The following is a 12,013-nucleotide window of genomic DNA, read 5'->3' as shown; positions in this document are numbered from 1 at the left end:
CGTCACTTTTATATAGGGTTCGGTGAACTCGACTTACTTAATCGCGATAAAGGTTGCCCGTTTGGGGGCGGGGTAACCTTCCACTGTCAAATTGATGTCGGTCGGATCGAGGTAATCCACCAGAGATTCGTTGCGCATCCAAGGCGTGGAGCGTTGCTCGGCCAGTGAAGTGACATCGACGTCGACACAGCGAACCTCACGAAAATCGCACTTCTCAAGCCAGAGTTGCAACGCGGCAACGGACGGAATAAACCATACATTATTCATCTTTCCATATCTATCCCGTGGCAGCAGTACGGCATTTTCATCACCTTCTATGACCAAAGTCTCCAAAATGAGTTCACCTCCGGTTCGCAATTGATCACGCAATTGCAACAAGTGGTCAATTGGTGAGCGCCTGTGGTACAGCACTCCCATGGAGAACACAGTATCGAAGGCGTCCAGTGGCGGCAGTTCTTCTATACCCAAAGGCAGCAGGTGCACCGGCGGAGTCCCGCCGGCCAGGCGTTTGACCGCTTCAAACTGACATAAAAACAGTGAAGAGGGGTCGACACCTACCACCATTTTGGCGCCTTCACCATACATGCGCCACATGTGATAGCCGCTGCCGCAACCCACGTCCAGCACGGTTCTGCCTGCCAGCGGGCTGATATGGGGCGCGACCCGCTCCCACTTCCAATCGGAGCGCCACTCGGTATCGATATGAATGCCATGGATATGAAATGGCCCCTTGCGCCAGGGATGCAGCAACTGCAGCAGGTTTTCCAGTTTTTCCCGCTGCCCCGTTGCCAGTTGCTCCCCGGAGCCTATGGTGACACTGTCTTTGAAATCCAGGCTGTCGGGGCTGGGGTAATTGAGCTTGGCGAGCACTTTCTCCCACTTGGGCAGGGCACCGTGCTTGTGCTCTCTTTGCCAGTCGCCGAGTTTGGCCGGCAGTGTTTCCAACCAATGCTGCAGATTGGAGTCGGCAATCTGTTGATAGAAATTACTGAAACTGATCACTTGATAGCTACCATGGATGTGAAATTGAAGCACTGGAACCAGACACCGTAATGGGCAAAACCGGCCTGGGATAATCTGTTGTAGTGATTGCTGAGTTGATCAGGTTTCATCACGTTTTCCAGTGCGCTGCGCTTTTGGCTGATCTCCAACTCGCTATAGCCATTGGCACGTTTGAAATCCAGATGATGTTCATCCAGTACTTGCTGGATAACCTCATCGCCGAAGCGGATTTTTTCCGACAGCACCAAGGCGCCACCGGGTCTTAAGCCAGCATATATTTTCTGGATCAGGGTATCGCGATCCTCGGGCGGCAGAAACTGTAAAGTAAAGTTGAGCACCACCAAGGAGGCGTCTTCGATGGCGATATCACGGATATCACCACAAATAAGCTGCACCTGGGTATCGCTGACATAAGCATTGAGATACTCCTGGCAGCGCTCGGTCATCGCCGGCGAGTTGTCGACGGCGATAATCTCGCAGCCCTTGCCTTCAATACGCCTACGAATACTTAAAGTTGCCGCGCCAAGAGAACACCCTAAATCATAGACTTTACTGTCTTGTGTCACAAAGCGCTCGGCGAAGTCGCCAATGGTGTTGATGATCTGGCCGTAACCCGGCACAGAGCGGCGGATCATATCGCTGAATACGCCGGCTACCCTGTCATCAAAAGCAAAGTCTGAGACCTGACCGCAGTCAGTCGCATATATGGTGTCTTGAGAAGTGTTCATCTGAAATCTTGTGCGGGAAAATCAATGACGTATTTTACCGAATCCCGCGTGAAAGCAGCAAGTGCGCTCTGGTAATTGACGCAAATTTTTTGTCTAATAGTGCAGGAATAACAAAATAATTACATCGCCTTACCAGGAAATAAGCACTTGAAATCGCTGACCTCTCTTTTGAGTCTATTGTGTGTGCTCGTATGTCTGCCGCTGGATGCGGCCACTCAAGTCCAGTCCCCCGCCAAACCACTCGTCATAGTGATGGGGGAGGATAGTTATCCCTACCAATTTGTTGATGATGCCGGCCAGCCGCAGGGGATCCTGGTGGATCTCTGGCAGGAATGGAGCCGGGTCAATCAAAGACCCATCACACTAGTGGCGCGGCACTGGAACGATTCCCTGAAGCAGCTCAAAGAAGGCAAGGCGGATGTACACTTGGCGTTGGCGCTGACCCCGGAGCGCGAGGCCGAGTTTGAATTTGCCAAGCCAATCAGTCGTATTGATACATACCTTTATCTGCACTCTGAACTCAGGCACAAGGACAGTTTTGAGAAGCTGCTGCCGTATCGGATAGGGATAGTCAAAGGCTCGTCCCACGAATCGGATCTTAAGGCTCAGGAGTCCGGCCTGTCATTTGCCTTATACCCAGGTCGCGACGCATTGCTCAAGGCGGTATCCCGCGGAGAAATCAAGGTGTTTGCCGGCATGGAAGGGTATCTTCGCGACCGGCAATTGGCCCGCAGTATTGCCCAGCAATATCCCACCGCCAATCGGATGCTGATAAAGCACTCACCGGTGGCGCCGGCTGTCGCCAAAGGCAGGCAGGCCTTGGTGGCCGAAATCGATAGTGGCTTTGCCCAGATCACTCCTGAGTTTATCGTTCAGACCCAGAGGCGTTGGCTGGGGTATCGCGCCGATCAACATGGGATCACGGTTGCCATGCCACTGAATATGGAGCCGTTTTCCGATCTTGGCCCGGATGGCTTACCCCATGGCCTGTATGTGGATATCTGGCACAAATGGTCCGCCAAAACCGGGGTGCCGGTGGAGTTTGTTGCCGGTAGCATGAACAGCACTCTGGAGCAGGTCAAGCAGGGGATTGTCGATGCCCATATAGGCTATCCGGAAAGTGACGATCTCAGCTCTGGACTCAAGCGTGCCTGGCACTTACACACCCAAAGCAGCCGTCTGTTTCTCAAAGGCCAGATGGAGAGTCCGCTGGCGCTATTGGACGGCAAACGCTTGGGGATTTTCCCATCATCACCCTATATCACAGAGCTGAAACAGGCCTTGCCCAAGGTACAGCTCAAGTATTTCGACTCTCTCGATGCCATGGTCAATGCCGCCGACCGGGGCGATATCTCAGGCTTTGTCTCGCCCTCGGCCTGGACTCAGCACTATCTGTTGACTCATGGACTCTGGGCCGGTTACCAGCAAGCAAAAGCCTTGCAGTTCAGCTCAGATATCTATGTGTTGACCCGCCGCCAGGACGATGGCCTGACCCAAAGGCTGATCGCCGGCTTTAACCTGTTGACCCGCGACGAGTTGGCGGCGCTGGAAAACAAATGGATGCTCAATAGTGACGATCATGTTTACAGCAGGGATCAGAGTCGGCTGCCATTGACCCAGGCAGAGCTGGGCTATCTTGAAAGCTTGCCCGAGCTTAAAGTGGGTTACCTCAAGGATTGGCCACCCTTTGAATTCAAAGATGAGCAGGGGCAGTTTGCCGGAATTAATGCCGACGTGATGGCGAGGGTGGCGCAGCAGTTGGGGCTTAAACTGCTGCCCGTGGCTTTTGATGAGTGGCGCGATCTCCTCAAGGCGCTTGGCAGCGGCGAAGTGGTGATGGCCGCCAGTCTGGCGGCGAGGGATGAGCAACATGCTGCGCTGGCTTTTTCTGACGGTTATTGGCCATCGCCCTGGGCCATGGTTTCCACCGTAGATCATCTGAATCTTTATAGCCTGGGACAACTCAATGGCCAGCGAGTGGCGATTGTTGAAGGTTATCAGTTGGCCGGTGAGCTTATGGCCAAGAGCCAGGGCATAAGCCCAGTGTTGGTGCCCGGCATGCGTGAAGGGTTGGAAGCCGTCAACCTGGGAAGGGCGGATCTCTTTATCGATAAAGTGGTATCGCTGGCCTCGGCCCTTTCTACCGGGCAATATCCGGCGCTGAAGATGAACCTGATAACCGATATGGCCGATCAAAAGAGCCATATCGGCGTCACGCCCGGCTATAAACCCTTGGTGCCTTTGATTAACCGGGTAATAAGCGGTATAGATGACAGCCAACGGCAAAGGATCCATGAAAAATGGGTTGGCACTGTGATTACCGACAAGAGCCAACAATACAAGGAATGGTTGGGCTATTTTCTGCTGGCACTCTTGATTGCGCTGTTTATTGTACTGCTGGTGTTGCAGCTCAATCGGCGCCTCAGCCGGGAAATGAGCTTAAGGCGTGAGGCCGAGCTCAAGATGAAGCATCTTGCCAATCACGATCCGCTCACCGGCTTACCCAACAGGGCACTGCTCGATGACAGGCTGGAGCAGGCGTTTTTGCAACATGCCAGAGAGCAGGAGCGTTTTGCGGTGCTGTTTTTGGATGTCGATGGCTTCAAAGCCATAAACGACACCTATGGTCACGAGGTGGGTGACAGAATGTTGGTGCAGGTCACTCAGCGCCTGGCAGCCGTGATCCGTAAATCTGATACTCTGGTGCGCTTTGGCGGTGACGAGTTTGTGGTGATACTCAATCGAATTCAGGATTTCGATGCCGTCTGCCAGGTGGCGGATAACTTGATCCAATCGCTTGCCGGGCCACTCAAGTGGCAAAACATCAGTGTACAGCTGTCGCTCAGTGTCGGGATCAGCGTGTATCCGGTGGACGGCGACAACGCCATCGAACTGCTCAAACGGGCCGATCAACTCATGTATCGCGCCAAAGAGAGTGGCGGCAGTTGTTATCGCAGTGCCTGATTGTTGTTATTTTGAACGCTCGTGCCTTGACCCTGGTTCAGCCACTGGTCAAAGGGAGTAAACTGTTTGATACTTCACCGTCTGAAAGTGAAGTACTTTGGTAAGTGGCAGATATTCTCTATAATGCCGCTCTTATCGTGTTGAATCGTTCCAGAGCTCAGCAGGCCGGAATAAAGGATATAAAGCAGATGCGCAGTCATTATTGTGGGGACGTAAATAAGTCCCACGTTGGACAAGAAGTGACCCTGGTGGGTTGGGTGAACCGTAGCCGCGACTTGGGTGGTGTGGTGTTTTTGGATCTCCGGGATCGTGAAGGACTGATCCAGGTAGTATATGACCCGGACTTGCCTGAGGTTTTCGATGTCGCCAGCACACTGCGCAGTGAATTCTGTGTTCAGGTTAAAGGTGTGGTCAGAGCCCGTCCCGACAGCCAGGTCAACGCCCATATGCGTACCGGCGAAATCGAGGTGCTGGGTAAGGAACTGACCATAATCAACGCCGCCGACCCACTGCCGCTGAGTATGGATAACTTCCAGAACAACAGCGAAGAGCAGCGTCTCAAGTATCGCTATCTGGACCTGCGTCGTCCGGAAATGGCCCAGCGACTGATTTTCCGCGCCAAGGTCACCAGTGCCGTGCGTCGTTTTATGGACAGCAACGGCTTTTTGGATATCGAAACCCCTATTCTGACCAAGGCCACGCCGGAAGGCGCCCGTGACTATCTGGTGCCAAGCCGCACTTACAAGGGGCAGTTTTTCGCCTTGCCTCAGTCGCCTCAGCTGTTCAAACAGCTGTTGATGATGTCCGGTTTCGACCGTTACTACCAAATCGTCAAATGCTTCCGTGACGAAGACTTGCGCGCCGACCGTCAGCCTGAATTTACCCAGATTGATATCGAAACCTCTTTCATGAGCTCTGAGCAGGTGATGCAAAAGACTGAGGAGATGGTGCGCGGTCTGTTCCTCGAATTGCTCAACGTGGATCTGGGTGAATTTCCGACCATGACCTATGCCGAAGCCATGCGCCGTTTCGGTTCCGACAAGCCGGATCTGCGTAACCCTCTGGAACTGGTGGACGTGGCCGACCTGGTCAAGGATGTAGAGTTTGCGGTATTCAACGGCCCGGCCAACGATATTGAAGGCCGAGTGGCGGTTATCCGGGTGCCGGGCGGCGCCGAGCTGTCCCGTAAGCAGATAGACGACTACACCAAGTATGTTGGTATCTACGGTGCCCGCGGTCTGGCCTGGATGAAGGTCAACGACCTGGCTGCCGGCATGGAAGGCATTCAGTCACCTGTGCTCAAGTTCCTCAATGAAGATATCGTCAAGGCGCTGCTGGAACGCACCGGCGCGCAAAGCGGTGATATCATTCTGTTTGGTGCCGACAAGGCCAACGTGGTTGCCGAAGCCATGGGCGCGCTGCGTCTGAAACTGGGTGAAGATTTTAACCTGCTCAAGGGCGAGTGGGCGCCGCTGTGGGTTGTTGACTTCCCTATGTTTGAAAAGGCAGATGGTCGCCTGTACGCAGTGCACCATCCGTTTACCGCGCCAAGGGGCGTGACTCCGGCTGAGCTGGAAGCCAACCCGGCCGAGACGGTATCCGACGCCTATGATATGGTACTCAACGGTACCGAACTCGGCGGCGGCTCTGTGCGTATCCACAACCAGGAGATGCAGGCCACAGTATTCCGTATTCTCGGGATCACAGATGAAGAAGCCAAAGAAAAATTCGGCTTCCTGCTGGAAGCACTGCGCTACGGCACACCACCGCACGCAGGTTTGGCCTTCGGTCTCGACCGTCTGGTCATGCTGATGACAGGCGCCAGCTCGATTCGTGACGTGATGGCGTTCCCGAAAACCACTACCGCAGCCTGCCCGTTGACCAATGCACCGGGTGAGGCCAATCCACAACAACTGGTGGAGTTGGGTATCAAGGTTGCTGAAAAGGCGGCCGACAAAGCTGAAGTCTGAAGGACTGAGCTTGAAGTCATAAAAGTGTGAATCAAACCGGGGCATAAGCCTCGGTCTGTTTTTTTACCGGTTTGAATTTAAACCGGTATTGAGAGGAGATATACCTATGGCAGGTCATAGTAAATGGGCCAACATCAAACACCGCAAGGCAGCTCAGGATGCCAAGCGCGGTAAACTGTTCACCAAACTTATCCGCGAGCTGACAGTATCAGCCCGCGAAGGTGGCTCAGATCCGGACTCTAACCCCCGTTTACGTGCCGCTATCGACAAAGCGCTGTCCAACAACATGACCCGTGACACAGTCGATCGTGCGGTTAAGCGCGGTGCCGGTGAACTCGACGGCCAGGCGCTGGAAACCGTGGTTTATGAAGGTTACGGCCCGGGCGGCACCGCCGTTATGGTTGAGTGTATGACAGACAACCGCAACCGCACTGTGACCGGCGTACGTAACGCCTTCAATAAGTCCGGCGGCAACCTGGGGACAGATGGCTCAGTGGCGTATCTGTTCACCAAGCAGGGCGTTATCAGCTACGAAGAAGGCGTTGATGAAGATGCCATCATGGAAGCCGCGCTGGAAGCCGGTGCTGAAGATGTGGTCAGCAATGATGACGGCTCTGTGGATGTTTACACTGCACCTGCCGATTTCGGTGCGGTAAAAGATGCACTGGATGCCATTGGGGTTGAAGCGGTGAATGCCGAAGTAACCATGGTGCCATCGACCAAGGCCGATCTGGATGAAGATACCGCCGCCAAGTTCCTGCGTCTTATCGACACACTGGAAGATCATGACGACGTTCAGGAAGTTTATCACAACGCGGAAATTGCCGATGATGTGATGGAACGCCTCGGCTGATAAGGCGGACTATGGCGATTATTTTGGGTGTCGACCCTGGCTCGCGGATCACAGGCTACGGCGTGATCCAGTGTCAGGGAAGGCACCAGATTTATCTCGGCAGCGGTTGCATTCGCACCAGCTGCGAGGACCTTCCCTCCCGTCTCAAACAGATATTCGACGGCCTGTCGGAGATTATCCGCCAATATCAGCCGGAGCAGTTTGCCATTGAGAAAGTGTTCCTGGCCAAAAATGCCGATTCGGCACTGAAATTGGGGCAGGCCAGAGGCGCGGCCATAGTGGCGGCCACAGTGGCGAATTTACCGGTGGCTGAATACACGGCGACCCAGATCAAAAGCGCCGTGGTCGGGACGGGCAGGGCCCAGAAAACTCAGGTACAACACATGATCCAGCAGCTGCTCAAACTGCCGGCCGCCCCGCAGGCGGATGCGGCAGATGCGCTCGCCGTGGCCGTGTGTCATTATCATACTTGCCAGAGTCTGGTTGCCCTCGGCGGCCGGGCAACGGCCCGCAGCTATGGAAGATACAGATGATAGGGCGTTTACAGGGAATATTGCTGGAAAAGCAAGCTCCGGAAGTGTTGTTGGATGTGCATGGCGTGGGCTATGAACTGCAGATGCCGCTGACCAGCTTTTATGAGTTGCCGGAACTGCAACAGAGCACCACTCTCTATACCCACTTTGTAGTGCGTGAAGATGCTCAGCTGCTGTATGGTTTTATTACCAAGCAGGAAAGAGCGCTGTTCAGGTTACTTATCAAGGCCAATGGGGTCGGCCCCAAGTTGGCGCTGACCATACTGTCGGGGCTGACGGCGCAGGAATTTGTCAGTTGTGTCGAGCGCGACGATATCGCCACCTTGGTGAAACTGCCGGGGGTGGGCAAGAAGACCGCCGAGCGTTTATTGGTTGAGATGCGCGACAAGCTCAAGAGCCTGATGGAAGCCTCCAGCGGCAATGAGCGTGAGTTTGTGCTCAAGTCCAACTTTACCCCGGTAGAAGCGCCAAACAGCGCCGAAGAAGATGCCATTGCAGCCTTGCTCTCTTTGGGCTATAAACCCGCCCAGGCCAGCAAAGCGGTTTCCAGCGCCTTTGTTGAAGGCATAGATTCAGAAACCCTGATCAAGGCCGCACTCAAATCCATGCTGTAACATGGAGCGGATAACTGAGGAATGAAGGTAAAGGCATGATAGAGGCCGACAGACTGATCCAACCCCAGAGCTCTCCTCAGGAGGAGCTTATCGATCGGGCGATGCGTCCCAAGTTGCTGGACGAGTACACAGGTCAGAATGAGGCTCGTGCTCAGCTCAAGGTGTTTATTCAAGCCGCCAAAAAACGCCAGGAAGCCTTGGATCACATGTTGATCTACGGCCCGCCGGGGCTTGGCAAGACCACCTTGGCAATGATAGTGGCCAATGAGATGGGGGTGAATATCAAGTCCACCTCGGGGCCTGTGCTGGAAAAAGCCGGCGATCTGGCGGCATTGCTGACCAATCTCGAGCCGGGCGATGTCCTGTTTATTGATGAAATTCACCGTCTCAGCCCAGTGGTGGAAGAAATTCTCTATCCGGCAATGGAAGACTATCAGCTGGATATCATGATAGGCGAGGGCCCGGCGGCCCGCTCCATCAAACTGGACTTGCCGCCATTTACCCTGGTGGGAGCCACCACCCGCGCCGGTGCGCTGACGTCTCCGTTAAGGGCTCGTTTCGGGATCCCGCTGAGGCTTGAGTTTTACAATGTCGATGACCTCAGCACCATAGTTGCCCGCTCTGCCAACATGTTGGAACTGCAGATGGACTCTGACGGCGCCAGGGAAATTGCCCGCCGAGCCCGCGGAACCCCACGGATCGCCAACCGCCTGCTCAGACGGGTGCGTGACTTTGCCGAGGTGAAACACGATGGCCGGATCACCAAGTTGGTGGCCGAGCAAGCGCTGGATATGCTGGATGTGGACGGCGAAGGCTTCGATTACATGGACCGCAAGTTGCTGCTGGCGATAATCGACAAGTTTATGGGGGGCCCAGTGGGACTCGACAACCTGGCGGCGGCTATAGGCGAAGAACGGGAAACCATAGAAGATGTGCTGGAGCCATTTCTGATTCAGCAAGGTTTTATCCAGCGTACTCCCAGGGGCAGGATAGCCACTGCCAGGGCCTACAGCCATTTTGAGATGATAAAGCCCGAATAAAGCACCGGCCAAAGTCCTAGGGCAGAATGGGAATAAAACAAAAAAGCGGCAGCTGAAAGGTTGCCGCTTTTTTTGTGATTTTGGAAAAACGCCGAGGCTAGGACAGCAAACTTTTCTTGATAAGCTCGGCCAGGCGCTCGGGCGCTTCCAAAGGCAACATATGGGTGGCGTCTTTCACCACTCTTAGTTGAGCACTCTCAACTAGGTTTGAGGTCTGCTCACTGACCAAGCGAAACAGTGCCCGGGTATCGCTGCCGTGGGCAATTATCAAGGTACAGGTTTGGGGGAGCCTGAAGGCTTTCAAGGCATCTTTTGTGATGGCAGGGCTCTCGGTTTGATTGAGCTGCATCGGCAAAGTATAAGCCAGCGCCAGTTGGGGCTTGCGAATATCCTCGGCCTGGCGGCTAAAGTAGCCGGGCTTACCGCCCGAGCCATCTATCAGGGCTTCAACAGCTGCAGCCAACTCGCCTTTGGCGACCCGTTCAAATATCGGCGCAAACATATTGTTGGCATCGTCCCCCCAGCTTTGCATCACTTGACCTTCGAGTGCCCCAGGGTAACCGGGTTCATAGAGAAATATCCCTGTGGGCATAACAGAATGCTTCAACAGCAGATTGAGGATCACATCGCTGCCATAAGACCAACCGGCGAGGTACAAAGCCTTCTTCTGCGGTAATTTGTTTATCTGTGTATACAGGTCATCGGCGTGGGTATTGAGGCCGAAACCGCCGTCCGTTTGGCCTGTGAAATGGCGTAAGTTGACAGGGATTATCTCAAACTCATTTTCAAGGTGGGGAAGATGCGGTTGCCACATCTCGGCATTGGCCAGCGCACCATGCACCAAAATCAGATAAGGGCGTTTATCTGAACCACTGTTTTCCATGTTTATTTTCCTTTTTGAACTTGGCTTTGCTAACCGGTGTAAACCACGCCGGCCAAGCAATAGAGCAGATACTGGATTGCAGACCTTAACCCAGCTCACTGCCCGAGCAATAACTCTCCCTCTATGGGGAAGAATTCGCTGGCAGCATTGATCAGAGCCAACGAAGTTAATTCGGGAACGGCGTAAACCTCAACCCGTTTACCTTTTTGACGTAGTTTTTCGGCCAACAGGGCAAAATCGCCGTCACCGGACAGCAGCACTATGGTGTCCACCACATCTGCATATTCCAGTGCATCTATGGTAATTCCCACATCCCAGTCGCCTTTGGCCGAGCCATCGGCGCGTTGGATAAAGGGTTTGAGTTTCACCTCAAAGCCGATGGCCCGCAGGATATTTTGAAATTCCCGTTGCTTCTTATCGCCCCTGTCTATGGCGTAGGCGAAGGCTTTAACCAGCTGCCGTTGACGGGTGACTTTGGACCAGAGCCGGTTGTAGTCAAGATTGCGCCCGAGCGCTTGCCTGGTGGTGTAGTAGACGTTTTGCACGTCAACCAGGATCAATACTCTGCCTCGCTGCTCACTCATAGCGGGTGTTCCTTCTCTTCAGGGCGCTAACTTTATCGGCAATCTGAGCCACTTTCAGGGTCTGAGGCCTGTCAGCTGCATGCTATATTCTCTGTGGCCTGTGTCGGCGCAGGTTTGTTCGCCAATAATCACAGCTCCCCTGCGTTGGTAAAAATCGACACTGGCCTGGTTGTCGCAGTAAACACTTAAGGTCAGTTGTTCTCTTTGCTGCCTGGCGTGCTCGAGTAAGCGACTGCCAATTCCTAATCCCTGCATCGCAGGTTTAACAAACAAAGCCGCCAGGCTGTTCTCGTAGAGAGAATAAAACCCCAGCACTTCGGCGCCATGCTGGTAGACATAGTTCTCGGCTGCTGGAATATAGACCCGGCGCATATTATCCAGTTGGGATTGCCAAAAATCTGCGGCGATAAAATCGTGTGCATCGATGGAGGCGGTCAACCAGATTTCCAATAGTGGATACATGTCTTCCTTGGCGAATGAACGGATCATATAACTTCCTTGTGGATTATTTTAATTGGTTACGGGATTAGGAGGCTTGCCGCCCCAATTGGCTAGCGGGCTCGGCAAATCCCTATGATGGGGGGCAGAATAGCAAACCGGGCAAGCTAAAAAAATGATAAATGGCTCAAAGCCTTACTTTTATTACTTTAATCCCGTCAACTTAGGTTGTGTCCCGTCAGTTGTTGGCAACTGAACCAGTATCGCAGGCAGAAACAGGTACTAGACAAAAATTTACACCGTTATTCTGACAGTTAACCGGCATAAGGAAAGTGCGAATAAGTCCTCATGGCACTCTGGCTTGCACAGCAATTGGCGTTCAAGGCATCTGACTGAAGGCATGC

The 12,013-nt window shown here is 53.7% G+C and carries 11 protein-coding genes; 6 read left to right on the top strand and 5 right to left on the bottom strand.

What is annotated here, in order from left to right:
• Window positions 1–33 precede the first annotated feature (33 nt).
• On the bottom strand, window positions 34–1,002 hold the full coding sequence (gene cmoB, locus ON072_RS18135) for a tRNA 5-methoxyuridine(34)/uridine 5-oxyacetic acid(34) synthase CmoB (protein ID WP_107004780.1): 969 nt from the start codon (window positions 1,000–1,002) through the stop codon (window positions 34–36).
• A complete protein-coding gene (gene cmoA, locus ON072_RS18130) occupies window positions 999–1,730 on the bottom strand; it encodes a carboxy-S-adenosyl-L-methionine synthase CmoA (protein ID WP_044734441.1) in 732 nt (243 codons plus the stop codon). Before cmoA ends, cmoB begins: the two co-directional genes overlap by 4 nt.
• Before the next feature lie 147 nt (window positions 1,731–1,877).
• Here cmoA and ON072_RS18125 point away from each other — a divergent pair, with 147 nt between their 5' ends.
• The 6 genes from ON072_RS18125 to ruvB all read left to right on the top strand — a co-directional run bounded on the left by ON072_RS18125 (window position 1,878) and on the right by ruvB (window position 9,704).
• Window positions 1,878–4,694: a diguanylate cyclase domain-containing protein gene (locus ON072_RS18125; RefSeq protein WP_223828952.1), complete on the top strand. Its 2,817-nt coding sequence runs from the start codon at window positions 1,878–1,880 to the stop codon at window positions 4,692–4,694.
• 188 nt (window positions 4,695–4,882) lie between these two features.
• A complete protein-coding gene (gene aspS, locus ON072_RS18120) occupies window positions 4,883–6,664 on the top strand; it encodes an aspartate--tRNA ligase (RefSeq protein WP_025889779.1) in 1,782 nt (593 codons plus the stop codon).
• A 106-nt stretch (window positions 6,665–6,770) separates the two neighbouring features.
• The gene (locus tag ON072_RS18115; RefSeq protein WP_039032909.1) at window positions 6,771–7,517 is read left to right on the top strand and encodes a YebC/PmpR family DNA-binding transcriptional regulator; all 747 of its coding nucleotides are present in this window, start codon (window positions 6,771–6,773) and stop codon (window positions 7,515–7,517) included.
• A gap of 11 nt (window positions 7,518–7,528) precedes the next feature.
• Window positions 7,529–8,050 carry a crossover junction endodeoxyribonuclease RuvC gene (ruvC, locus tag ON072_RS18110; RefSeq protein WP_025009692.1) on the top strand — a complete coding sequence of 174 codons (522 nt, stop codon included), beginning with the start codon at window positions 7,529–7,531 and terminating at the stop codon, window positions 8,048–8,050.
• On the top strand, window positions 8,047–8,664 hold the full coding sequence (gene ruvA, locus ON072_RS18105) for a Holliday junction branch migration protein RuvA (protein ID WP_025009693.1): 618 nt from the start codon (window positions 8,047–8,049) through the stop codon (window positions 8,662–8,664). Before ruvC ends, ruvA begins: the two co-directional genes overlap by 4 nt.
• Window positions 8,665–8,699: 35 nt before the next feature.
• Entirely contained in the window at window positions 8,700–9,704 is a 1,005-nt protein-coding gene (gene ruvB, locus ON072_RS18100) for a Holliday junction branch migration DNA helicase RuvB (protein ID WP_123116296.1), read from the top strand.
• A 97-nt stretch (window positions 9,705–9,801) separates the two neighbouring features.
• On the opposite strand, the gene ON072_RS18095 is transcribed toward ruvB, so the two are convergent.
• The 3 genes from ON072_RS18095 to ON072_RS18085 form a co-directional block, all read right to left on the bottom strand.
• Window positions 9,802–10,587, bottom strand: a complete 786-nt coding sequence (locus ON072_RS18095; protein WP_107004781.1) for an alpha/beta fold hydrolase — start codon at window positions 10,585–10,587, stop codon at window positions 9,802–9,804.
• Between the two features lie 95 nt (window positions 10,588–10,682).
• Complete coding sequence (locus ON072_RS18090) at window positions 10,683–11,171, bottom strand: LabA-like NYN domain-containing protein (protein WP_025009695.1); 489 nt, start codon at window positions 11,169–11,171, stop codon at window positions 10,683–10,685.
• Between the two features lie 54 nt (window positions 11,172–11,225).
• Window positions 11,226–11,660, bottom strand: coding sequence for a GNAT family N-acetyltransferase (locus tag ON072_RS18085; protein WP_025009696.1), 435 nt, complete (start codon window positions 11,658–11,660; stop codon window positions 11,226–11,228).
• Between the last annotated feature and the right edge of the window lie 353 nt (window positions 11,661–12,013).

Source organism: Shewanella sp. K8, from assembly GCF_028823715.1.
Taxonomy (GTDB): Bacteria; Pseudomonadota; Gammaproteobacteria; order Enterobacterales; family Shewanellaceae; genus Shewanella; species Shewanella algae.
The sequence above is the reverse complement of the archived record's forward strand: the minus strand, read 5'-3'. Positions and strand labels throughout refer to the sequence as shown.